At 50.7% G+C, this 23506-nt stretch carries 27 protein-coding genes and 1 pseudogene; 16 read left to right on the top strand and 12 right to left on the bottom strand.

What is annotated here, in order from left to right; genetic code table 11:
* Positions 1-64: 64 nt before the first annotated feature.
* Positions 65-1066 (bottom strand): methyltransferase domain-containing protein, encoded by a 1002-nt coding sequence (locus MCB1EB_RS10915; protein WP_045364308.1) that lies wholly within the window; start codon positions 1064-1066, stop codon positions 65-67.
* Between the two features lie 97 nt (positions 1067-1163).
* Between MCB1EB_RS10915 and MCB1EB_RS10920 the strand changes: the two genes are divergently transcribed.
* The gene (locus MCB1EB_RS10920; RefSeq protein ID WP_232034111.1) at positions 1164-1955 is read left to right on the top strand and encodes a ComF family protein; all 792 of its coding nucleotides are present in this window, start codon (positions 1164-1166) and stop codon (positions 1953-1955) included.
* A 76-nt stretch (positions 1956-2031) separates the two neighbouring features.
* The gene (gene trmL / locus MCB1EB_RS10925) at positions 2032-2502 is read left to right on the top strand and encodes a tRNA (uridine(34)/cytosine(34)/5-carboxymethylaminomethyluridine(34)-2'-O)-methyltransferase TrmL (RefSeq protein ID WP_045364305.1); all 471 of its coding nucleotides are present in this window, start codon (positions 2032-2034) and stop codon (positions 2500-2502) included.
* A gap of 48 nt (positions 2503-2550) precedes the next feature.
* Here the strand turns inward: trmL and MCB1EB_RS10930 are convergent, their stop codons facing one another.
* From MCB1EB_RS10930 to MCB1EB_RS10945, 4 genes are all read right to left on the bottom strand, one after another.
* On the bottom strand, positions 2551-3567 hold the full coding sequence (locus MCB1EB_RS10930; protein ID WP_045364303.1) for an NAD(P)H-dependent glycerol-3-phosphate dehydrogenase: 1017 nt from the start codon (positions 3565-3567) through the stop codon (positions 2551-2553).
* A gap of 94 nt (positions 3568-3661) precedes the next feature.
* Positions 3662-4219, bottom strand: coding sequence for a protein-export chaperone SecB (gene secB, locus MCB1EB_RS10935; RefSeq protein ID WP_081678016.1), 558 nt, complete (start codon positions 4217-4219; stop codon positions 3662-3664).
* 44 nt (positions 4220-4263) lie between these two features.
* Positions 4264-4527, bottom strand: coding sequence for a glutaredoxin 3 (gene grxC, locus MCB1EB_RS10940; RefSeq protein WP_026921578.1), 264 nt, complete (start codon positions 4525-4527; stop codon positions 4264-4266).
* Between the two features lie 8 nt (positions 4528-4535).
* The gene (locus MCB1EB_RS10945) at positions 4536-4943 is read right to left on the bottom strand and encodes a rhodanese-like domain-containing protein (protein ID WP_026921579.1); all 408 of its coding nucleotides are present in this window, start codon (positions 4941-4943) and stop codon (positions 4536-4538) included.
* Positions 4944-5090: 147 nt separating this feature from the next.
* Here MCB1EB_RS10945 and gpmA point away from each other — a divergent pair, with 147 nt between their 5' ends.
* The 4 genes from gpmA to MCB1EB_RS10965 all read left to right on the top strand — a co-directional run bounded on the left by gpmA (position 5091) and on the right by MCB1EB_RS10965 (position 8613).
* Entirely contained in the window at positions 5091-5837 is a 747-nt protein-coding gene (gene gpmA / locus MCB1EB_RS10950) for a 2,3-diphosphoglycerate-dependent phosphoglycerate mutase (protein ID WP_045364300.1), read from the top strand.
* 80 nt (positions 5838-5917) lie between these two features.
* Positions 5918-7423: a S41 family peptidase gene (locus MCB1EB_RS10955; protein ID WP_045364297.1), complete on the top strand. Its 1506-nt coding sequence runs from the start codon at positions 5918-5920 to the stop codon at positions 7421-7423.
* Positions 7424-7447: 24 nt separating this feature from the next.
* Positions 7448-8200: a HesA/MoeB/ThiF family protein gene (locus MCB1EB_RS10960; RefSeq protein ID WP_045364294.1), complete on the top strand. Its 753-nt coding sequence runs from the start codon at positions 7448-7450 to the stop codon at positions 8198-8200.
* Positions 8201-8385: 185 nt separating this feature from the next.
* Positions 8386-8613, top strand: a complete 228-nt coding sequence (locus tag MCB1EB_RS10965; RefSeq protein WP_026921581.1) for a cold-shock protein — start codon at positions 8386-8388, stop codon at positions 8611-8613.
* An 85-nt stretch (positions 8614-8698) separates the two neighbouring features.
* Here MCB1EB_RS10965 and icd read toward each other — a convergent pair whose 3' ends face one another.
* Entirely contained in the window at positions 8699-9955 is a 1257-nt protein-coding gene (gene icd / locus MCB1EB_RS10970; RefSeq protein ID WP_045364291.1) for an NADP-dependent isocitrate dehydrogenase, read from the bottom strand.
* Positions 9956-10176: 221 nt separating this feature from the next.
* Between icd and MCB1EB_RS10975 the strand changes: the two genes are divergently transcribed.
* Positions 10177-10419, top strand: coding sequence for a hypothetical protein (locus MCB1EB_RS10975; RefSeq protein WP_045364288.1), 243 nt, complete (start codon positions 10177-10179; stop codon positions 10417-10419).
* 193 nt (positions 10420-10612) lie between these two features.
* A complete protein-coding gene (locus MCB1EB_RS10980) occupies positions 10613-11104 on the top strand; it encodes a DUF192 domain-containing protein (RefSeq protein WP_232034112.1) in 492 nt (163 codons plus the stop codon).
* Positions 11105-11169: 65 nt separating this feature from the next.
* Here the strand turns inward: MCB1EB_RS10980 and MCB1EB_RS10985 are convergent, their stop codons facing one another.
* Both MCB1EB_RS10985 and xseA read right to left on the bottom strand, forming a co-directional pair.
* Positions 11170-11751: a superoxide dismutase gene (locus MCB1EB_RS10985; protein ID WP_045364285.1), complete on the bottom strand. Its 582-nt coding sequence runs from the start codon at positions 11749-11751 to the stop codon at positions 11170-11172.
* Positions 11752-11897: 146 nt separating this feature from the next.
* Positions 11898-13142 carry an exodeoxyribonuclease VII large subunit gene (gene xseA, locus MCB1EB_RS10990; RefSeq protein WP_045364282.1) on the bottom strand — a complete coding sequence of 415 codons (1245 nt, stop codon included), beginning with the start codon at positions 13140-13142 and terminating at the stop codon, positions 11898-11900.
* A 264-nt stretch (positions 13143-13406) separates the two neighbouring features.
* Between xseA and lpxK the strand changes: the two genes are divergently transcribed.
* The 4 genes from lpxK to adk all read left to right on the top strand — a co-directional run bounded on the left by lpxK (position 13407) and on the right by adk (position 16233).
* Positions 13407-14429, top strand: coding sequence for a tetraacyldisaccharide 4'-kinase (gene lpxK / locus MCB1EB_RS10995; protein WP_045364279.1), 1023 nt, complete (start codon positions 13407-13409; stop codon positions 14427-14429).
* The gene (locus MCB1EB_RS11000) at positions 14410-14613 is read left to right on the top strand and encodes a Trm112 family protein (RefSeq protein WP_026921587.1); all 204 of its coding nucleotides are present in this window, start codon (positions 14410-14412) and stop codon (positions 14611-14613) included. The genes lpxK and MCB1EB_RS11000 overlap by 20 nt, the downstream gene beginning before the upstream one ends.
* A gap of 17 nt (positions 14614-14630) precedes the next feature.
* A complete protein-coding gene (kdsB, locus tag MCB1EB_RS11005; RefSeq protein WP_045364276.1) occupies positions 14631-15476 on the top strand; it encodes a 3-deoxy-manno-octulosonate cytidylyltransferase in 846 nt (281 codons plus the stop codon).
* 79 nt (positions 15477-15555) lie between these two features.
* The gene (adk, locus tag MCB1EB_RS11010) at positions 15556-16233 is read left to right on the top strand and encodes an adenylate kinase (protein ID WP_026921589.1); all 678 of its coding nucleotides are present in this window, start codon (positions 15556-15558) and stop codon (positions 16231-16233) included.
* Between the two features lie 35 nt (positions 16234-16268).
* Here the strand turns inward: adk and murJ are convergent, their stop codons facing one another.
* Positions 16269-17822: a murein biosynthesis integral membrane protein MurJ gene (gene murJ, locus MCB1EB_RS11015; RefSeq protein WP_045364272.1), complete on the bottom strand. Its 1554-nt coding sequence runs from the start codon at positions 17820-17822 to the stop codon at positions 16269-16271.
* 161 nt (positions 17823-17983) lie between these two features.
* On the opposite strand from murJ, the gene rpsT reads away from it, so the two are divergent.
* Complete coding sequence (gene rpsT / locus MCB1EB_RS11020; protein WP_026921591.1) at positions 17984-18268, top strand: 30S ribosomal protein S20; 285 nt, start codon at positions 17984-17986, stop codon at positions 18266-18268.
* A gap of 139 nt (positions 18269-18407) precedes the next feature.
* Here rpsT and MCB1EB_RS11025 read toward each other — a convergent pair.
* Positions 18408-18713 (bottom strand): annotated as a pseudogene (locus MCB1EB_RS11025) (DUF3579 domain-containing protein); the annotation flags it as partial.
* A gap of 190 nt (positions 18714-18903) precedes the next feature.
* On the opposite strand from MCB1EB_RS11025, the gene argF reads away from it, so the two are divergent.
* Together argF and MCB1EB_RS11035 are read left to right on the top strand one after the other, a co-directional pair.
* A complete protein-coding gene (gene argF, locus MCB1EB_RS11030) occupies positions 18904-19833 on the top strand; it encodes an ornithine carbamoyltransferase (RefSeq protein WP_045364266.1) in 930 nt (309 codons plus the stop codon).
* A gap of 18 nt (positions 19834-19851) precedes the next feature.
* On the top strand, positions 19852-21081 hold the full coding sequence (locus MCB1EB_RS11035) for an argininosuccinate synthase (RefSeq protein ID WP_045364263.1): 1230 nt from the start codon (positions 19852-19854) through the stop codon (positions 21079-21081).
* A 7-nt stretch (positions 21082-21088) separates the two neighbouring features.
* Here the strand turns inward: MCB1EB_RS11035 and murB are convergent, their stop codons facing one another.
* On the bottom strand, positions 21089-22114 hold the full coding sequence (murB, locus tag MCB1EB_RS11040; protein ID WP_045364261.1) for a UDP-N-acetylmuramate dehydrogenase: 1026 nt from the start codon (positions 22112-22114) through the stop codon (positions 21089-21091).
* Positions 22115-22294: 180 nt separating this feature from the next.
* Between murB and MCB1EB_RS11045 the strand changes: the two genes are divergently transcribed.
* A complete protein-coding gene (locus tag MCB1EB_RS11045) occupies positions 22295-22780 on the top strand; it encodes a YajQ family cyclic di-GMP-binding protein (protein WP_026921595.1) in 486 nt (161 codons plus the stop codon).
* 26 nt (positions 22781-22806) lie between these two features.
* Here MCB1EB_RS11045 and plsY read toward each other — a convergent pair whose 3' ends face one another.
* Complete coding sequence (gene plsY / locus MCB1EB_RS11050) at positions 22807-23436, bottom strand: glycerol-3-phosphate 1-O-acyltransferase PlsY (protein ID WP_026921596.1); 630 nt, start codon at positions 23434-23436, stop codon at positions 22807-22809.
* Positions 23437-23506: the final 70 nt, after the last annotated feature.

A 23506-nucleotide genomic window follows, 5' to 3' on the forward strand; every position in this document is an offset into this window, starting at 1 on the left:
TCAGGCGCATGACGCCTTCTTCATTTTAAAATCGAATCAAACGGAACATTATAATTCCGTTTTCCTACTTTTGCTTTGTCGCTTTAGTAATTTCATCAGGACGCACTATCGCATAGCCTTCCGCAGTGGTTCTCTCAGCCACTTTCCAGGCATGGCCATAAATAATTTCAAAGGTGAGTGGAATTTTGCCATCAGCGCGCCGCTGCGCCTCTAGCCCCCCTACCAACTCTTGTTGCAAGCGACGACTGGTTAACCCCAGCGGGCGCCGCTCCCCCGTAAACGGATAAGCCCCCCAGCGCCGCACATCATTTAATAAAGCTGCCGGCGAGGGATAAGTAATCGTGAGTTTTTCCATCTCCATCACAGGTATTTCGAAGCCACTCGCCGCCAGCATATCGCCAAAGTCATGCATATCCGTGAAATCAAGCACGCGCGCCTGCGGCGTTTGCGCATCCGCATGCCGCCAGGCGGCGCGTAACTCACACAGTGAATCAGGCCCTAGCAAACTAAACATTAAAAGGCCACCCGTTTTTAGGACACGCCGCCATTCCGGTAAAACTTGATCGGGTCGAGTATGCCAATGCAACGCCAGATTTGACCAAAATAAATCAAAGGTATTGGCGGCAAAAGGAAGATTTGCAAAATCGGCTTGCACGGTCTGCCGCGGGCGTGGCTGAAAAACCTTTCTTAATTGGCTGATAAAAGGACGGTTAAAATTCACCGTCCGATATAAAGTATCCGCTATACGCCCACGCCAACCCAGCCGCGGCGCGCCAGTGGCGGCCAAGGCCCGCACCAACATCTGATGGGAGACGTCCAGCCCATATATTTGCGCAGACTCAAACCGCGCTTGCAGCGCCAGCAAATCATCGCCCAGCCCGCAGCCGGCGTCTAATATGCGCTGCGGCATCAATTTCACGCACTTAAGGCGCTCATGCATACGCTGCGCGACCTCGCGTGGCAAGAAATGCACTGCAGCAAAAGCGTCTGCGCGCCGATCGAAAATTTGTTGCAAACGCTGAAGATTGACAGCAGGCTGAGAAGAGTCCACGGCTGAAACAAAGATGACTGTAAGTAAATTAAGAATTGTGAGTATACTTGCCTACTTAAGGAACCAGGCTTAAAGATTCAAAAATTAAGGTAAATTTCCTTGCGTCTTGCTTATGACGTCCCCATTTTTGACGGTTACCGCATTTGCCCAGCATACGTTCAATCGATGCAAAGCATTCATGCATCTCGCGCTACCGTGCCGTTGCGCACTCTGCGGTAGTTTATCGCCGCACGCTCTCTGCAACGGCTGTGACAACGCTTATTGGCAAACTCATGATGACCGTTGCATGCGTTGCGCATTGCCGTTGCAGTCCGACCACGCTGGCCCCAATCACCCCCCTTCTCGGCTCTGTAGTCACTGTATTGTTGCGCCACCGGCCTTTGATGCAACGCTCGCGCTCACTCACTATGCTGCCCCTCTTGATCAGCTTGCACTCGCATTAAAATTTAATGCACAACTCACCATCGCCGCAATTTTTGCCGAACGTCTCGCGCGCTTAGTGCAACAAACCTACGCTCATGACAAACTGAGTTATCCCAGTCTAATTCTGCCCGTACCGCTTTCCGCGGGTCGACTTGCAACGCGCGGCTACAATCAAGCCTGGGAGATTGCCCGCCCCTTGGCTCGGATCCTCCAAATTCCAGCGCAAGCCAGATGGGTTAAGCGCGTACTTGATACGCCACCGCAAACCCAGCTCAGTCATCTCCAAGCAAGACAACGCAATATGCGCGGCGCATTCATGGCCGCAATGAATACGCAACAATTAGCCAGCGTACGCGGCCAACATATTGCTCTGGTGGATGATGTCATGACTTCTGGCGCAACGCTGGCAGCCGTCGCTCGTATATTAAAAAACGCCGGCGCAGCGCGCGTTACCAATTGGGTCGCACTACGCACGCCATAAATTTGCTGCTGTGTTGGGTGAAGTCGCTCTGCCAGGCTATAATCTGCGCGCTATACACCGCTGAGCTGTCCTTTTTATGTTTAACGTTGTTCTGGTCGAACCCGAAATCCCGTCTAATACAGGCAATATCATCCGCTTATGCGCGAATGCCGGCGCTCAACTTCATTTGATTGAGCCGCTTGGCTTTAAGCTTAACGATGCCAAAATGCGCCGCGCTGGACTGGATTATCATGAATTTGTCTCAATGCGGGTACATCGCAGTTGGCAAGATTTTATCAGTCATGAGACTGTCCACGCCGCGCGTATGTTCGCATTCACTACGCGGGGCGCCAGCCAGTTACACCACCACACCTTTGCTCAAGATGACTGGTTTATCTTTGGTCCGGAAACGCGAGGACTCAGCACCGAGCTACTGGCGCAATTCAAACCGGAGCAACGCGTACGGTTACCGATGAGACCTGGCAATCGGAGCCTTAATTTATCAAATGCAGTGGCCATTACGGTTTTCGAAGCTTGGCGACAGCAAGACTTTGCCGGCGGCGTGTAAGCGCCACTACCACACACGCGCCAAAAAAACCTCAATCAAGCTGAAATACTAGGCACTGACCAAGCTCGCCTCTACTTTGGCGGCTCTTTGTAACAACGCCTCAGCCGCCGCATGCGGCGCACAGCCGTCAAATAACACCGAGCATACCGCTTGAGTCACCGGCATTTCAACCGCCCGCGCATGCGCCAACGCTAATACCTCTGGTGCGCAGCGCACTCCTTCTGCAATATGACCCAGCGACGCTAGAATTTGGTCCAATGAGCGCCCTTGCGCCAACTGCAAGCCAACTGTGCGGTTACGAGATAAGTCACCGGTTGCCGTCAGGATTAAATCGCCAAGACCCGCCAGCCCCATAAAAGTCTCCGCCCGAGCGCCTAGAGCCATGCCTAACCGTGTCATTTCAGCTAGCCCACGCGTGATTAATGCGGCGCGCGCATTGAAGCCAAACCCAAGCCCGTCGGCGATGCCGGCCGCAATCGCTAAGACATTTTTAACCGCCCCGCCGATTTCGACACCGATCACATCATCCGCCGTATAGATCCGCATTGCGGCATGGTGAAACGCGCGCACTGCCGCATCACGGCAAGCCGCGGATTGGCTCGCAATGGTTAATGCCACCGGCAATCCTTGCGCCACCTCACGCGCAAAGCTCGGGCCAGATAAAGCCCCGCAGCTACGATGTTCTCCTAACTCAGCCGCCACAACTTGATGCGGTAAGCAGCGCGTAGCCACCTCAAATCCCTTACATAACCAGATCAGACGAGCGGGGATGCAGTTAAGCTCGCGCATGGTCTTGCACATCGCGCGCAGGCCGGCGACTGGCGTTGCAATAATGCATAATGCATCTTCCGCCGCCGCATACTGTAAGCTCGCCGCCAGATCCGCTTCATAACGCAAAGCGCTAGCCAGGCGCACGCCAGGCAAGTAAACTTTATTTTGCTGATCATGCGCTAATTGCTCAACCAATGCCGGAGCACGCGCCCACAGCAAAGTTGAATGACGGCTGGCCAGATGATGAGCCAACGCGGTCCCCCAAGCACCCGCACCTAAAACTGTAATATTCATCGGATAACGGGCCGAGAGAAGACCTTTTTCTCTTCAAGACAGCCAATATATGTCAGCCTGAAGAGAAATTTTGCATCATGCAACACTAAGTCGATCATGCGCGAGGCAGGGGCGGCCGCTTCAGATTATTCGTGAAAGCGGAGGTTGCGCCATTGCCTTCCATGGCTTTGGGTTTTTGCACTGGCGCTTCCTTTTTGGCTTGCGCCTGCTGCGCCAAACGATGCTCATACAGCGACTGAAAATTGATTTCGGCGAGATGAATCGGCGGAAAACCCGCGCGCGTGACCGCATCGGCCAAATTTGCACGCAAATAAGGGAAAACGATTGAAGGACAGGCAATATTGAGCAATGGCTCCATCTGCTCTTCTTTGATATTGCGCACTTCGAATAGACCCGCCTGTTTTGCTTCGATTAAAAGGACAACTTTATCTTTAAGTTTAGCCGTCACCACGGTCGAAACCACGCTCTCATAAATCTCCTCTGAAACCTTGTCCGCTTTGAGACTAACCTCTATCTCAATCGTCGGCGCTTGTTTTTCAAGTTCAGCTAGAATGGCTGGCGAGTTAGGCTGCTCAAGCGACAAATCCTTGAGATAGAGGCGCTGAATATTAAAAACAGGTTGTGCATTTTGCTGTGTAGTTTCGGTTGCCATCATATTCCTTACAATTTTTAGTTTAAACTCAATAATTCTTCGACCTACGCGTTCCCCGTAAGCAAAGGCGCTAACTCGCCATTACGATCAAGCGCCGCTAATTTATCATAGCCACCAATATGGGCTTCATCGATGAAAATCTGTGGCACCGTGCGCAGACCGGTACGCTGAATCATTTCATCACGCTTAGCTGGATCACTATCGATCGCGATTTTTTCTATATGTTCGACGCCGCGCGCCTTGAGCAGACGTTCAGCCATGTCGCAATATGGACATACTTGCTTACTATACATGAGCACTTTTTTCATGACGACCCTTATTGTGTGACAGGCATCCCAGCTTGTTGCCACGCGGTTAAACCACCTTGCAAAACGAACACATCAGTATAGCCAGCCTGGCGCAAAATTACTTGCGCTTTGTGCGCGCGCCGGCCAGTCTGACAAATTAACAGTACCGGATGCGCCTTGTTTTTCGCCACCTGCATCACTTTCGCGGGCAACGCATCGAAGGCCAAATGACGCGCTTGCGGCAAATGGCCTCGTCCGTACTCATCAGCGCTTCTGAGGTCGATCACCGCAGCATTGCGGTGATTAATCAATTGAGTCGCCTGCTGCGCAGATAAGTCGCGGCCGCGCCGCATCAAACTCGGCCAGAGCAATAACCCGCTCGAAATAAGAGCGGCCAGCATGAACCCAAGATTGGTGTAATCAGCAAAAAATTTCACGAGAATTTCTTCAATATTAAAAAAATGACCTTCACATTATATAAAATAAACGCTTGACGGTTACTGAATCTGGCCCAATTATTCAAAGCCTCGGTGCAAGCTGTCTGTTTGCGTTATTTTTTGTACTTCTTACTACCCTTATTTTACATGTATAAAATTGCCCTCATCCGCCACGGCGAATCGACGTGGAATAAAGAGAACCGTTTCACGGGTTGGATGGATGTCGACCTCACTGAGCAGGGAATAAACGAAGCTCGTCAAGCTGGACGGCAGCTACAAGAGGCAGGCTACACCTTCGATCTTGCTTACACTTCAGTTTTAAAGCGCGCGATCCGCACGCTGTGGCATATTCAAGACGAAATGGATCTGCTGTATCTACCCGTAGTCCACTCATGGCGTCTGAATGAACGCCACTACGGCGCACTCACTGGTTTAAACAAAGCCGAGACTATTGCGCAATATGGCGCAGAACAAGTTTTGCAATGGCGGCGCAGCTATGAAACGCCACCGCCGGCGCTGGTCCCTACGGACTTACGCGCGCCCTATAATGATCAACGTTACGCGCAGATCCCGCAGGGTGAGTTGCCGCTTGCCGAATGCTTAAAAGACACGGTGGCCCGTGTTTTGCCCTTATGGAAGGAATCAATTGCGCCAGCCATTAAAGCCGGGCAACGCATTATACTTGCCGCACATGGCAATTCTTTGCGGGCCCTCATCAAATATCTTGAAGGCATTTCTGATCAAGATATTATTGGCGTCAACATTCCAAATGGCGTGCCGCTGATTTATGAACTGGATGCAACACTCCAGCCAATTGCGCGTGGTTATCTAGGCGCAGACCTGCAACCAGTAGGCCAAACCATAGTCAGTCATGCGGCGCGCAGTGTAAGCTAATTAATCTCGGCAAATTGGCATTTGGATTAAAAAATGTGCCACAATTAAACCCACTTTGACAGATCTCAGCCCTATTTTTCATGCGTAAACATCTCAAATATATCAGCCTCATTGCCCTTGGTCTGGTCACGGGAGTACTGGCTACACTGCAGTTTTCCGCGGCCGCGCAAAATAATCAAGTTGGGCCGTTGCCATTAGATCAATTACGGCTTTTAGCTGAGGTGTTTGGGCAAGTCAAACATGACTATGTCGAAACCGTTGAGGACAAAAAACTGATCACCGCCGCAATTAAGGGCATGGTCTCAAGCTTGGATCCGCATTCATCCTATCTTGATCAAAAAGAATATAAAGAACTCCAGGAACAAACGCGGGGACGCTTCGCTGGCCTAGGCATTGAGATTTCTCAAGAAGACGGGCTGATCAAGATTATTTCGCCGATTGAAGATACCCCTGCATTTCGGGCTGGCATCCAACCTGGCGATCTCATTACTCGCATTGATGATAAACCCGTGCGCGGCATGACGCTTGATCAAGCCGTTAAACTGATGCGAGGCAAAGCAGGCACCTCTGTGACGCTGACGATTTATCGCAAAAGCGCCAATCGGATGGTTCCGATGACCATCACCCGCGCTGAAATCCATGTGCAAAGCGTTAAGACCAAGATAGTCGAGCCGGGCTATGCGTGGGTCCGCATCACCAGTTTTCAGGAACGCACGGTCGCCGATCTCGCCACCAGACTTGAAGAACTTGTCAAAAAACAGCCCCCAACGCAGCCCCTAAAAGGTTTAGTTTTGGATTTGCGCAATAATGGCGGCGGCTTATTGCAAAGTGCGGTAGGTATCTCCAGCGCTTTCTTGCCCCCCAACGCAACGATAGTTTCAACCAATGGTCAAGAAACTCATACCAAAGAAACTTACCGCGGCACTTTTGAGCATTATCGCCTACCTTCACTCAACTCCGACCCTTTAAAGAATTTGCCGTCCATTTTCAAAACGCTGCCCATGGTTGTCTTAACCAATGCCTATTCGGCCTCAGCGTCTGAAATTGTGGCGGGCGCGTTACAAAGCCATCAACGCGCATTGATTATGGGCCAAGCAACGTTTGGTAAAGGCTCGGTGCAAACCGTACGCCCGCTCACGACGGATACCGCCCTACGCTTAACCACGGCCTACTATTACACGCCAAATGGTCGCTCCATCCAAAACAAAGGCATTGTGCCCGACGTCCCGATTGATCAATACGCCGAAGGCGATCCGAATGATGTCTTCATCACACGTGAAGTGGATTATCTGAACCACCTAGCCAACATACAGGACCCGAACGAGAAAAAAGAGCAAGAGCTCCGCGAGCAGCAACGCATCGAGCAATTACGCGAACTTGAAAAAGACAACGCGAAAAAAACTCCTGAGCAACGCGAAAAAGATCGAGAACGCGTACCCCCTACTTTTGGCAGCAAAGAAGACTTTATGTTGCAACAAGCCTTGCATCAATTGAAAGGCGAGCCGGTACAGCTATCTAAATCTAAACTCGAGCGCTCCATGGCGGTCAACCAACCTGCTCGCCCAGCAGCGACGCCGGCCAATTAATCAAGCAGTCCGCCGGGAGCGGCAATGAACGACGCACAACTGTTACGCTACTCCCGGCATATTTTTCTAGATGAGCTGGGAATTGAAGCGCAGCAGCTTTTCCTAGATGCTCACATCTTAATGATTGGCGCTGGCGGGCTCGGCGCGCCTGCGGCGCTTTATCTTGCCGCCGCAGGCATTGGCACGTTGACGCTGGTCGATGGCGACACGGTTGATCTTGCTAATTTACAACGGCAAATTATTTACGCCACTGAAACTGTAGGCCAGCCCAAAGTAACTGCCGCGCGCGCCGCGCTGTTGCGCCTTAATCCAGAAATCCACGTGAATGCGCTAGCGGTGCACGCCGATGCGTCCCTGCTTGACGAATGGGTTGCCCGCGCCAACGTAGTGCTTGATTGCACGGATGATTTCGCAACCCGACATATCATTAATCAAGCCTGCCTGAGGCATCGCAAACCGCTCGTATCCGGCGCTGCATTGCGCTTTGATGGGCAAATTAGCACCTTTGATCTACGTCTAGCACATTCCCCTTGTTATGCCTGCTTATTCCCAGCAGAGCCTGCCCCAACAGAAATGAGTTGCTCTAGAAGCGGGGTATTTGCGCCCCTGGTCGGCATGATTGGCTCTATGCAAGCCGCGGAAGCCCTACGTCTTATCGCTCACGCAGAAGCCCCCCTAAGCGGCCGGCTCTTATCGCTAGATGCATTACATATGCATTGGCGTCTCTTACACATTGCTCAGCAGCCTGATTGCGCCGCCTGTGGCGCAATTATTTAGAACGAAAACGTTACTGCCATCAAAAAAAGCTTGACACACGGAGCAAGAGCAACAACAATCGGGGTGGCGCGTTTTTTATAAGAGAAGCGCCGAGGTGAGCTTAAGTGAGGAGGGAGCGGCGCAAGCCGTCTAGCTTTTCGAACCGCGCTCGTGGTTGAAGTAACAAGAGTAGAAGGAAGTTGTATATGAATGATCAGAACGCAGATCGCTGCCTAGGCACCGTCAAATGGTTTAACGACGGCAAAGGCTTTGGCTTTATCACGTCTGACACAGGGGGGGAGGATCTCTTCGCCCATTTTTCAGCAATTCAATCTAATGGTTTTAAATCATTAGCTGAAGGTGATAGAGTTAGCTTTAACATCGTAGACGGACCTAAAGGTAAACAGGCTTCAAATATCCAGAAAGTAAACTAAAGTCTGTTTATTTAAGTAGTTCCTTGCATTAAAAAACGGCCGCATTCTGAATGCGGCCGTTTCTTTTATGGCTGGCCTATTGTGGCTATTCCATATTTTCAATTAAGACTCGGCCAAAACCGGAGCAAGAGACTTGCGTCGCCCCTTCAAGCGAGCGCGCAAAATCATAAGTGACCCGCTTTTGCAGGATCGACTTTTCCATAGCTGAAATAATAATCTCGGCGGCCTCGCACCAGCCGAGGTGGCGCAACATCATTTCAGCGGAAAGAATCTCTGAGCCTGGATTCACATAGTCTTTACCCGCATATTTGGGTGCGGTGCCATGCGTAGCCTCAAACATAGCCACTGAGTCCGACAAATTCGCGCCGGGCGCAATGCCAATTCCACCCACTTGGGCAGCCAGCGCATCCGAAATATAATCTCCATTCAGATTCAGCGTCGCTATCACATCATATTCAGCCGGGCGCAACAAAATTTGTTGTAAAAATGCGTCTGCGATCACATCTTTAACAATGATGTCACGACCTGTTTTGGGATTTTTCAATTTTGCCCAGGGACCGCCATCTATCAACTGTGCGCCAAATTCTTTTTGCGCCAACGCGTAACCCCAATCACGAAATGCCCCTTCTGTATATTTCATGATATTGCCTTTATGCACCAATGTTACCGATTGACGATCGTTATCGATTGCATAATGGAGCGCTTTGCGCACCAGCCGCTCAGTCCCTTCGCGCGACACCGGCTTGATGCCAATCCCTGACGTGTGCGGAAAGCGAATTTTCGTTACGCCCATTTCCTCTTGTAAAAACCGAATGACTTTTTTCGCTTGCTCAGAATCCGCAGCCCATTCAATGCCTGCATAAATATCCTCTGAATTTTCACGAAAAATCACCATATTGGTCTTTTCTGGTTCACGCAACGGTGACGGCACGCCGTTAAAATAGCGCACCGGACGCAAGCAGACATACAAATCAAGCTCCTGACGCAACGCCACATTCAACGAGCGGATACCGCCTCCGATCGGAGTGGTTAACGGCCCTTTGATCGAAACACTATATTCTTTTAGTGCGGCCAACGTCTCGCCAGGCAACCAAACATCCGCCCCATAAACCTTGGTCGATTTTTCACCTGCAAAGACTTCCATCCAATTAATCTTTTTTTTGCTGCCATAGGCTTTACGCACTGCCGCATCGACGACTTCGATCATAACCGGCGTAATATCGGCGCCAATCCCATCCCCTTCAATGAAAGGGATGATCGGTTGATCAGGGACATGAATTGAGAAATCTGCATTGACGATAATTTTGTCGCCAGATGGAATTTTGATATGTTGGTATGGCATAACTGACTCCAATAAAAGGCTTGGCTGGATAGACGTAAGAGACTCAAAAAACTCAGTCAACTCTTATATAAGACATAAGAATTATACTCGATTATTTTCCAATATTTAAGTTTCTCTAAATTTGCTAGAAATCGCTGTCAACCGAATACCTGATCGTTCGTTTATAGACATGACTCAAGAATTCGAGTCTTTGACTAATACCCAACCTTACGAGGATAAAAATGAGCAAACTGATCACTGTTTTGGCTGCTAGCTTCTTGATGAGCGCAACCGCTTTCGCTGCCACTGGCGAATATTCAGCCACCGCTCCAGTAGCAGATGCTGCTGCCACCACCGCACCGGCCGCTGCCGTCGCTCCTACTGCACCAGCAGCGAGCAAAGAAACCAAAAAAACAACCCATGCTGGCAAACATACTAGCAAAAAAGCAAAAGAGGCAAGCACCGGCAACACCAGCGCCGAGTAAAGTAAAGCTCAAAGTTGGCAAACATGCCATAGAGCTTCGTGCGGCGGGACTTTGGGGCGGCCCCCCAACAGCAAGGCCACTCCTAATTGACCGCCTTTAAGGCAGATCATCATTGTATGATCTGCCTTTTATTTATGTCGCTCGGTTTTTTCTCTATACTTATGCGTCATTGTTTTGTCTAAGGAGCCCTCTCGTGCGCTTTTTGTCACGTCCTTTATTTCTGGCTACGCTCACTACATTGGCGCTCGCTATCGTCAGTATCAGCGGCATGGCGCTGTTTCCCAGGCTCGCTCAGGCCCAGCCTGCCTCACCCAAGCAGCACAGCACACTCCCTATAACCATGCTCACAATCGGCTTATATTCAGTAAACGCTGAGGTCGCGAGCCGAGAAGCTGACCGCCAGCAGGGTTTAATGCATCGTACCAGCCTTGGACCTAATGACGGAATGCTCTTTGTCTTTGATGAAAACGCTCAACATTGCTTCTGGATGAAAAATACTAAGCTCGCGCTCTCGATTGCCTTTATTGATGAGTCCGGCATCATCACCGATATTGCTGAAATGAAGCCCGAAACCACAGAAAATCACTGTCCGCGGCGAGCTGGCCGCTACGCCCTGGAGATGAATCAGGGATGGTTTGCAGCAAAAGGCATCAAGCCTGGCGCGGCTATTCGTGGCTTGCCATAACGGCAAGAAACTTCTCGCTAGCGCTTACGCCCGCATCCGCTTCTTGCCAGCCCGGTAGCGCTAGATTAAGCCGCGAAATTCTTCGCTGCAAAATCCCAGTTCACCATATTCCAAAACGCTTCTACAAACTTCAAACGCACATTGCGATAATCAATGTAATAAGCGTGCTCCCAAACATCTAATGTCAGGAGTGGTTTTGCATCGGTCGTCAGTGGCGTCGCTGCGTTACTGGTTGAAACCAGATCAAGCGAACCATCCGTCTTTTTAACCAGCCAAGCCCAACCAGAGCCAAAAGTGCCGATTGCCACCTTAGTAAAGGCTTCCTTAAATTGCTCGTAGCTACCCCATTGCTGCTGGATTGCCTCAGCCAGCGCCCCCGTTGGCTGTCCGCCGCCTTGTGGCGACAAGCTATGCCAGAAAAACGTATGATTCCAGATTTGCGCAGCATTATTAAAAATCGGGCCAGAAGCCTTTTTGATAATGTCCTCAAGCGACAAATTTTCAAATTCTGTACCCACAATTAATTTATTGAGGGTCGTGACATAAGTTTGATGGTGCTTGCCATAGTGAAATTCAAGCGTCTCTTCTGACATATGCGGAACGAGAGCATTTTTTGCATAGGGCAGAGCAGGAAGAGTGTGTTCCATGGGTAAATTCCTTTTTTGTATCGATGACTGATTAGTAGGATTAAGTAAATTTGAGGATTGAACCGTTCATTTTAGGCGACTTGGCATACGCTAGCAATGGCCACCATCCAGCCATGCGGATTCCCCATCTCATCGGCTTTCATCAATCAGAACTCAGCCTGTGAGCGCACCTGCACCTGAGCCAGTTCGACCTCCGCGCTGCCCTGCGCCAAATGCACCACAATCCGTGAGGTTGCAGCTAACGCAGCAGGTGAGCGTAACGCTTGCTGATTGACGGGATCCAATACCGCAGCATAACCACGCTCCAGCGTGCGCTGCGGGCTTAACAGATCAATTTTTGCCGCCGCTTCACGCACCATTGCGGAGCGTCGTTCATAGCGCTGAGCAAATACTGTAGCTAGACGCGTGGCGTGTTGCTGTAACTGAATTTTCTGCCGCCTTAAGCGCTCGGTGGGACTTAATAAACCACGCGCTAACCCATCTAGCTGCTGCGCATGACGCTCCATTAAACGCGTACACGCTCGTCTAAGTTGTTGCTGAGAGTGCTCAAGCGCGCGCACCAACATTTCATAAGCCGGGCTCACGAGCTCAGCAGCCCCAGTCGGAGTAGGTGCGCGTAAATCCGCCACAAAATCGACCATGGTGAAATCCGTTTCATGCCCCACCCCGCTGACCACCGGCAAGCGGCTAGCCGCTATCGCACGCGCTAATTTTTCCTCATTAAAGGCCCACAAATCTTCTAGCGACCCGCCACCGCGGCAAATTATCAAAAGTTCAACCTCAGCGCGCCGATTCGCACATTCGACCATTTCCGCCAGCTTGCCCGCCGCCTCGACACCCTGCACCGGTGCTGGATACACAATCACTGAAAGATGCGGCGCACGCCGCCTGAGTGTAGTCAAAACATCTTGTAACGCCGCCGCTTGCAATGACGTCACAATCCCGACGACACGCGGATAAGCCGGCAACACACGCTTTCTTTCCGGCGCAAATAGCCCTTCGCTTTCGAGTTTTTGCTTAAGCCGCAAAAAGGCCTCATAAAGCTGCCCTTGTCCAGTACGGCGAATATATTCAAGCTTTAATTGAACTTCACCCCTTGGTTCATAGATTGTGACCAATGCGCGCACTTCAATTCGATCGCCATTCGCTGGCACAAACTGCATGGCCTGCGCACGCGTGCGAAACATCACGCAACGCATCTGGGCCGCGCTATCTTTCAAAGAAAAATACCAATGGCCGCTTGCTGCGCAGGTAAAGTTCGACACTTCACCGGCGACCCAGATGAGCGGAAAAGTCCGCTCAAGGGTTGTGCTAATCGCATAATTTAAAGATGAAACTGAAACAACGGCTTCGCCGTTACTCGCTATGGGCCAACTGGTTTTTATTTCCATTTACCTTACATTCGCTTAAAACTATTTTGTTGCAAATTTTATCTAATTGTACGTAAAAAGTGCTCTTTTAAGACATAATCAAGAGCTCAGACAGTTTAGTCAGGCAAACTCTCAAAGAGGCGGCAACGTTGCGTCATAGCTAGCTGCAAGCCACAGAGCCACCCTATTGCCGCCAACAAATATTGCATAGAATACGCCTTCTGCCTAAATGACTTAGGCACTATCTTAATCCGCCCAAGGCAATTAAAGTACTTCAGTCTCAATATGCTCAAACACTGGAAGTTGCATCTCGAACATTTTTTATGGCGTGAATGGCAACGTCGGGGCATATTTGCGTGGGGCCTGCTACCGTTGTCTCTTGTGTTCGGCATAGTCACTGCATTGCGCTATGCTAGTTTTGCTTTCGGCTTGCGCCGCGTTGAGTCTCTTGCAGTGCCCGTTATTATTGTTGGCAATGTCACCGTCGGCGGTACGGGCAAAACACCGACTGTAATCGCTTTGATCGAAGGATTGCGCCAGGCGGGATTTCATCCTGGCGTGATTGCACGAGGCTATGGCGTGCAGATCAAAGCGCCTTGCGCCGTCACCGCGCAATCCGTCGCCACGGCAGTGGGCGATGAGCCCCTTTTAATTGCCCAGCGCACCGGCGCACCCGTTTGGGTTTGCCCCGATAGAGTAGCCGCCGCGCGCGCGCTCTGCGCGCAGCACCCAGATGTAGATCTCATTATCAGTGATGACGGCTTACAACACTATCGGCTAGCGCGCACAGTCGAATTGGTAGTTTTTGATCATCGGCTCGGCGGGAATGGTTTCCTCCTGCCCGCAGGTCCATTGCGCGAACCCCTCTTGCGCCGGCGCGACGCAACTTTGATTAACTGCCCTTCCTCTTATACGCTGCCGAATTCGCCAAATACTTTTGCCTTAAAGCTAACCGCAAACACCGCTTGGCATTTAGAGCATCCTGCTGTGCGCCGTCCATTAAGTCAATTTATTGGCAAGCGCATCCTGGCGGCTGCGGGCATCGGCGCGCCTGAACGCTTCTTTTCAACTTTACGCGCACAAGGTCTAGCTTTAACCGCTACCCGCGCGCTCCCCGATCATTTCGCTTACGAGACTAATCCGTTTGTCGATGTCTCCGCTGAAATCATTCTAATTACCGAAAAGGATGCAGTAAAATGTCAGGATTGGCGCGACCCTCGACTCTGGGTTGTCCCCGCTGAGACGACACTTGATGCGCGCCTACTGACCCTTATTACAGAGAAAGTCCGTGGACACTCGCTTACTTGAAATTTTGGTGTGCCCTTTGTGCAAAAGCGCATTGACTCATGATCGCACGACAGATGAATTGATTTGCCAGGTGGATAAGCTCGCTTATCCAATTCAAGATGGTATTCCCGTGCTGCTGGTTGACCAAGCGCGCCAAACCGTCGCCGGCAAATTGCTCGAGCCGGTTGACAGCAAACCCCAGTAATCAACAGACTCTTGCAAATGTGTGATCTTGCTGCCTCTAGCGCGCTTAACGCGCTTGCTCCGCCGCCTTTTATCGCCGTGATCCCAGCCCGCCTGGCTTCATCTCGCTTGCCCGGCAAAGCATTGTTGGAGATTGATGGACAACCTATGGTTGTGCATGTTGCACAGCGCGCACGCGCAGCCGGCGCGCAACAAGTGATCATTGCCACGGATGCGCAAGCCATTATGGAAGTTGCGCACCAATACGGCTTTTTAGCCGTACTCACGCGCCCAACCCATCTATCTGGCACGGATCGGCTGGCTGAAGTGGTTGAGCAGTTTGGTTGGAGCGACGATACCATCGTGGTCAATGCGCAAGGCGATGAGCCGTTATTAGAGCCTAAATTGATCCAAAGCGTCGCGGCCCATTTAGCCCATCAGAAAGCGTGTGCAATTGCCACCGCAGCCCACCCGATCACGGCAGCCGCCGAGATCTTTGACCCGAATGTGGTGAAAACGGTACTCGATAAAAATGGCCACGCGCTGTATTTTTCGCGCGCGCCAATTCCATGGGCGCGGGATACATACCAGCCTGACTGGTCTAATCTGCCAGCGATGTCCGCCCCACCCTGCACCGTATATCGACATATCGGTTTATATGCATACCGCGCCGCTTTTTTGCGCCGCTTTCCAGATTTAGCCGCTGCGCCGCTTGAGAAAGCCGAGGCTCTTGAGCAGTTACGCGCACTCTGGCACGGTGAACGTATCGCAGTGCTGATCACCCACCACACCCCCGTCGCGGGCGTCGATGTGCCGGCTGATCTGGCACGCGTACGCCAGCACTTTGCAGCGATTGCACAAGGCAAGCACCAAGAAAAAACGTAAACCAAGCAACCATGGCATAATCGATCATATTTAAAATGTTGCTTAGCGCAATAAATCACCCTATTCGGAGAATCACATCATGCGTTTGATCCTGCTCGGCCCCCCTGGCGCAGGCAAGGGTACCCAGGCAAACTTTATCCGAGAAAAATTTGGCATCCCGCAAATTTCGACCGGCGATATGCTACGTTCCGCGATCAATACGGGGGCGCCACTCGGCCTCAAGGCGCGCACCTTCATGGACGCTGGCGAGCTGGTGCCAGATGAATTAATCATTAGCTTGGTCAAAGAGCGCTTACAACAACCTGACTGTGCCAATGGCTATCTGTTTGACGGCTTCCCACGCACCTTGCCCCAAGCGGATGCGCTGCGGCAGGCTGGCGTTGCGCTTGACTATGTGATAGAAATTGATGTGCCATTTGATGAAGTTATTTTGCGCATCAGCGGCCGGCGTGTACATCCTGCCTCAGGCCGGAGCTACCATATCAAATTTCACCCGCCCAAAGTCGAAGACCGCGACGATATTACTGGCGAGGCGCTGATTCAGCGCCAAGATGACGCAGAAGAAACCGTACGCAAACGACTTGCTGTCTATCTAGAGCAAACCAAGCCGCTAGTTGATTACTACGCGAATTGGGCAAAGCAAGGCAGCGTAGACGGTAAGCGCGATCACACCACCACGCCCGCCCAATATCGGCGCATTAGCGGACAGGGGAGTGTCGACGAAATCCGCCAGCGTATCTTTGATGCTCTGCAATAAGCACGGGAGCCACCACTCCCGCACAGACGCGGCATCTAGCACCGCGTCTGGCGCTTAAACCAAGCATATTTGAACCCTAACAACCACAATGTCGCAAAATAGACTACGGCCACAAGCAGCAAGCTAGCGGCGAGCAGCAGCATCCTTATGATGGGCGATGTACCAAGCTCAAGCCAGTCGAAATGCTGACGGAACCCCCACAGCACAATCGCTAATACGGAGCAAGCCAAAGTAAGTTGCACAAAAAAGCGTCCCCAACCTGGCGCCGGCTGATAGATACCTTTTTTATATAAACCAACAAAAAGTAAAAGCGCATTAATGCAAGCGCCAACTCCAATCGACAGGGAGAGCCCCGTGTGGGCAAAAAACGGCACAAAGATATAATTACACAGTTGCGTTATAGCTAATACAACCAAGGCAATTTTTACCGGTGTTTTGATGTCCTGCTTTGCATAAAAACCTGGGGCGAGAATTTTAACTAAAATTAGCCCGACCAAACCAACCCCATAGGCGCTTAACGCACGGCTCACCATCGCCACATCAAGCGCACTAAAACGGCCGTAATGATATAAGGTTGCAATCAAAGGCTCAGCATAAATCAAAAGTGCGATGGCGCTGGGCGCTGCGAGCAAAAATGTCAGCCTTAAGCCCCAATCAAGCAGTCCCGAATATTCAGCCGCATTCGCCTCAGCATGGGCTTGCGCCAAACTTGGCAGCAAAATAGTACCAAGCGCAACGCCTAACAACGCGCTCGGGAATTCCATTAAACGATCCGCGTACGACAACCACGATACGCTGCCGGCCGTGAGTCTTGATGCAATATTCGTATTAATAATCAGGCTGAGTTGCGCCACCGATACCGCGAAAGTAGCCGGCACCATCTTTGCCAAAACTCTTTTAACTCCAGGATGGGTAAACGCCTTAAACGGACGAGCGCTAATTTTGGGCAACATACCGAGCTTTGCCAATGCTGGCAATTGCACTGCAAGCTGCAACACCCCGCCGGCGATTACGGCAAAAGCCAGCGCATAAATCGGGGTGTCTAAATAAGGTGCAACCCACAATGAGGCAACGATAAAGCTCAAATTAAGCAAAACCGGGGCTGCCGCGGGCAGCGCAAAATGGCGATAGGTATTCAACACACCTGAAGCCAACGAGGCCAGCGAAACCAAGGCAATATAAGGGAACATAACGCGTGTCATAAACACCGCGGAGGAAAAGGCTTGAGCATCCGCTTGCAACCCCGTGGCAACCCCCCAAATCACCCATGAAGCCCCGCTCACCCCCGCGATCGACAACAACACAAGGATCCATGCCAGCACTGTAGCGCTTGCATCGACTAGCGCTTTGGTCGACACTTGGCCATGTTGGTTTTTGAATTCGCCTAAGATCGGCACAAAGGCTTGCGAGAATGCCCCTTCGGCCCATAAACGGCGCAGTAAGTTCGGAATTCTGAAAGCGATATTAAAAGCGTCGGTATATAGACTCGTCCCAAATGCGCGGGCGAACAGCATCTCGCGGACTAAGCCCGTGATCCTCGATAGCAGAGTAAATCCGCTCACCGTGAAAAGCGTTTTAAGTAGATTCATGCGACCACATTATACGTAGCCTAACGCGCCGATTTCGGCAAATTTGCTACTTTTAGGCGAGCCCTGTTATAATTCCGAGTTGTAAGAATTTCCGTCATTTTCCGATTCCATTTGTTTGCGTCGGAAATCATGACCGTTGAACAGACAAAAAAGGAATCGTCATGGCTAACTCTGCACAAGCTCGCAAGCGTGCTCGCCAAGCCGCTAAGGCTAATGCGCATAATTCAGCGCTGCGCTCAAAACTGCGCACAGCGATTAAAGCTGTCCGTAAGGCGATTGCCGCCGGCGACGCGACGCAAGCGAATGAAGTATTTAAGCAGTCCGCAAAAACTCTCGATATTATTGCTGACAAAAAACTCGTGCATAAAAACAAAGCAGCTCGTCACAAAAGCCGCCTTGCTGCCGCAGTGAAAAGTTTATCCGCACCAGCGGTTGCTGCTGAATAACGAGAAAATAAATAGAGCCGCTCTAAAAAATTAGAGCGCGCTGCAACAACTCCATTTATTTAGTGATTAGGTGAGAATCGCAACTCTCGCCTGATTCTGCATGGCGTTCGCGCTTTTCTGAGGTTGTAGGTTGCACAGGAAAATTGGGTAAAGAACAGGCTTGTGTCACAATAAGCTGATTATCCTTCGCAAAGCTCATGACGAAGTCGAACGCCGCCGGTTCAAGCGTGCGTAGCCGTTCATCCACAGCTACACATTTTAAATCGCCAACCATGACCGGCCGCACATAGAAAGAATATTTAAGCCGCGCGTTCGGCCCGCTTGCGCCAGGCCCAAATGACGACATCACGCCGCATAGCCGTTCCGGCCAATCGCTTGGCCGAAACCTCTGCCCATCTTCAGTTACGCCCTGGATAAAATATTCGCTCGGTAAAGCTTTGGTCATGGAAAGAACTGGCAAATTTCAGTGTAAAGCATTTGCAATTATAGCGTAGAAGCAAGCCGCGCCGCTGCCAGTCTTAAACCACGAAGACTCGTCAAACACCCGCGAATCCTTTATGCTTTAGTGTGCTTCTCAAAAAGGCGGCTCCGTCGCTACTGCGCTAGCGCGGTAAGCAGGCTGCTACATATGCTCTATGAACTCAAAAAAAATTCGTCATTACCTGCAATTTAAAGATTTTTCACGCGATGAATACATTTACGTGCTTGAACGCGCGCGCTATTTGAAACAAAAATTCAAAAGCTATGAAACCTACCATCCGCTGCATGATTGCACGCTGGCGATGATTTTTGAAAAAAATTCGACGCGCACCCGACTTTCGTTTGAAGCAGGTATTCATCAGCTAGGCGGCCATGCAGTTTTCATGAGCACCAAAGACACCCAGCTAGGTCGCGGCGAACCGATTGAAGATGCCGCTCAGGTTATTTCGCGGATGGTTGATATCATCATGATCCGCACGTTTGGCCAGGATGTGTTGCAACGTTTTGCTGATCACTCGCGGGTACCCGTGATTAATGGGCTGACCAACGAATACCACCCGTGCCAGGTTTTAGCGGACATTTTTACTTATTATGAACGGCGCGCACCCATTTCTGGCAAAACCGTGGCCTGGATTGGCGATGCAAATAATATGGCTTACACTTGGGCTGAGGCGGCTCAAATTCTTGGTTTTAAACTTCATATTTCTACCCCACCAGGTTACCAACTTGAACGCGCACGCTTGAGCGCTGAAACGCTGGATTGGGTTGAAGAATATGATGACCCATTGGCGGCCTGCGCAGGAGCGGATCTGGTGACTACGGACGTTTGGACCAGCATGGGTTTTGAGGAAGAAAACGAAGCCCGTCAACGCGCTTTCGCCAACTGGTGCGTTAATGCTGAAATGATGGCGCAGGCTCATCCAGATGCACTCTTTATGCATTGCCTACCCGCGCATCGCGGTGAGGAAGTAACCGCTGAAGTGATTGATGGCCCGCAAAGCGTGATTTGGGAAGAAGCGGAAAATCGCCTGCATGTGCAAAAAGCTTTAATGGAATTTCTCTTACTCGGCCGCATTGGCCATTAATCTATTTCTAGATAAACCATGAGCACTAATCCGAAAGTTGTACTCGCCTATTCAGGCGGCCTTGATACTTCCGTCATCCTTAAATGGTTGCAAGACAACTATCAGGCTGAAGTCATTACCTTCACCGCCGACATTGGCCAAGGCGAAGAACTGGAGCCTGCGCGTCAAAAAGCCATCCAGCTTGGAATTAAGCCCGAAAATATTTTTATCGACGATCTACGAGAGGAATTCGTCCGCGATTTTGTGTTTCCGATGTTTCGCTGCAATACCCTGTACGAAGGCGAGTATCTATTAGGCACTTCGATCGCGCGCCCCCTCATCGCCAAACGACAAATTGAAATCGCGCGCCAAACCGCAGCGCAATCCGTCGCCCACGGCGCTACCGGCAAAGGTAATGACCAGGTGCGTTTTGAGCTAGGCTATTATGCGCTTGAACCCAATATTAAAGTGATTGCGCCTTGGCGCGAATGGGATCTGCTCTCGCGTGAAAAACTTCTCGCCTATGCGGAGCAAGCCGGCATTCCAATTGAAATGAAGCACAAGCAAGGCGGCGCACCCTATTCAATGGACGCCAATTTGCTGCACATTTCTTACGAAGGCCGTCACCTTGAAGACCCTAAAGCGCAAGCCGAAGCTGAAATGTGGCGTTGGACCGTAGCGCCGGAGCAGGCCCCTGAGCAACCTTGCTACTTAGAGCTTGAATATGAGCAGGGCGACCCAATTGCGCTGAATGGCCAACGCTTAACGCCCGCCCAAATGCTTGCTGCGCTTAACCAGATCGGAGGCGAGCATGGCGTTGGCCGCTTGGATCTAGTCGAAAACCGCTATGTTGGCATGAAGTCACGCGGCTGCTACGAAACTCCGGGCGGCACAATTTTGCTCAAAGGACATCGCGGGATTGAATCGATTACCTTAGATCGTGAAGTCGCGCATCTAAAAGATGACCTGATGGCCCGTTACGCCACCCTCATTTACAATGGTTACTGGTGGAGTCCCGAGCGCCGCGCATTGCAAGTATTGATCGATCATACGCAGCAAAATGTGAATGGCTGGGTCCGCCTCAAGCTCTATAAAGGCAATGTCACCGTGGTGGCGCGCGATTCAAAAAACAGCCTCTTCGATCAAACGATTGCAACTTTTGACGATGACGGCGGCGCCTATAATCAGGCCGATGCGGGTGGTTTTATCAAACTCAATGCATTACGCATGAGAATTGCGGAAAATACGCGACGGCGGCGCGCGTCATAAAACATTCTTATATGACAGCGGGCTCCAATTCAAGCTGTACGCCGAATCGCGCCTGTACAGCGCGTTGAATTGCGCCCGCTAGCGCAAGTATGTCTGCACCATTAGCAGCGCCCGGATTGACCAATACTAACGCATGCTGCGCATGCACCGCCGCCCGCCCCAGCTGGCCCCCTTTCCAACCACACTGCTCGATCAGCCAGCCCGCAGCGAGCTTCATGCGCCGGTCGGGTTGACGATAGGCGACTAGATTCGGTTCATGCGCCAGCAATAAATCAAAATCTTCAGCGCTGATCACTGGATTTTTAAAAAAACTGCCTACATTGCCAATCTTCGCCGGATCAGGGAGTTTAGCGCGGCGGATCGCCACTACCGTCTGAAAAATCTCGCGCGGCGTCGGTTTAGCGCGCGGCATATCCGCTACCGAGAATTGTCGCGCAAGCTCTGCATAATCGCAGCGTGGCCGCCACACTTTGGGCAGACGAAAAGTCACGGAGGTAATCACAAAACGCCCTCGCCCCTGTTGCTTAAAAAAACTATCACGATAAGCAAAGCAGCAGTCATCCTTATCAAACACCCTGGTTTCGCCAGTTGCGATCTCAATTGCAGTCAGACGCGCAAAATATTCGGCTACTTCTAAACCGTATGCGCCAATATTTTGGATTGGCGCTGCGCCCACTACACCTGGAATCAACGCCAGGTTTTCTAAACCCGGCCGACCCTGTTCAAGAGTCCAGGCGACAAATTCATGCCAATTTTCACCCGCGCCGGCCTCCACAAACCAAGCATGCTCATCTTCATAGGCTAAACGCCGACCTTTAATGCCAATTAACCAAACAACTCCAGCAAAGTCGCCGGTTAACACGATATTACTGCCTCCGCCCAAGACTAAACGCGGCAAGTGCGCCGTGCGTGGATCCACTAACGCTGCTCTCAGCATGGCCTCATTCTCAATGCCTTGCGCATAACGCGCACGCGCATTAAAGCCGAATGTGTTATGCGCCTGTAAAGCGTAATCGGTCATCAATTCAGACATGATTTTTCAAATATAGGGAAGCGCGATTTGAGCAAAATGGACGGTCTCGGTAGAATGATGCTTTATCTGGGTTTGCTTACTTGATAAGCGACCGCACATTTTGCGAACAGGTGATTATAAAAGCCTATTTACGTGCTGTGGCTAACGCTGCAGTTTATACGCATTTTCTTGGAGAAATTCATGCCAACATTCGATGTTGTAAGCGAAGCTAATTTAATTGAAGTTAAAAACGCGGTAGATCAAACTAACAAAGAAGTTTCCACACGTTTCGATTTTAAAGGCTCGGATGCGCGGATTGAGCAAAAAGAACGCGAACTCACCGCTTACGCCGATGATGATTTTAAACTGAGTCAGCTCAAAGATATTTTGATTTCCAAAATGGCAAAGCGCCAAGTCGATGTGCGCTTTCTAGATTACGGCAAAACCGAAAAAATTGGCGGCGACAAAATCAAACAGCTGATTACGGTTAAAAACGGGGTCAGCGGCGAGCTGGCTAAAAAAATTGTCAAACTCGTCAAAGACAATAAGCTGAAAGCTCAAGCCAGCATCCAAGGCGATGCAGTACGCATCTCTGGTAATAAACGAGATGAATTACAAACGATCATTGCTATGTTACGCACTGAAATCAAAGATACGCCGCTTGATTTTAATAATTTCCGGGATTAGGCTCTGCGCTCAGGAGTTCAGCTTGGTTAAAGCGATTTGTCTTTAGACTTTTGACCAAGCCGGCCTTCTTTGCCCGCAAATAAATTCTGGATATTTGAGCGATGCCGAGAGATTAAGAGCAAACTCATCGCCAGCACGGCAATTGAATTAGAGTCAAAGCCAAACATCAATATCTCATACAACGGCGCAAAAATAGCTGCGACCAACGCTGCGAGCGATGAATAACGAAAAAAGAACGCAATAATCAACCAGCTAGCCGCCGTGGCCAGGCCGAGAATAGGATGTATAGCAAACAACACGCCAGCAGCCGTGGCGACCCCTTTACCCCCTTTGAAATGGAAAAATATTGGCCACAAATGACCTAAGAATACCGCCAGCGCAGCCAATCCAATGGCTTCATTACCCACCTCATATTGGCTACCAAAAGAGTGAACAAACTGTGCCGTAAGCCAGACGGCCAGCCAGCCTTTCAGCGCATCGCCGATTAAAGTAAGCACTGCCGCGAGTGTATTGCCACTACGCAACACATTGGTCGCACCAGGGTTTTTTGAGCCGTAACTACGCGGATCTTGCAATCTCATCGCAGCACTTACGACCACAGCGAACGAGATTGAACCAATACCATAAGCTAGAGCCGCGATAAATAAATAAGTCATAAAATCTTCTTAAAAAAGGAAGCAAAATTAACCAGAACCTGCTTTAGATAGAAGCAAGCTCTATTGTACT

The sequence above is a fragment of the Mycoavidus cysteinexigens genome, assembly GCF_003966915.1.
In the GTDB taxonomy this organism is placed as follows: domain Bacteria; phylum Pseudomonadota; class Gammaproteobacteria; order Burkholderiales; family Burkholderiaceae; genus Mycoavidus; species Mycoavidus cysteinexigens.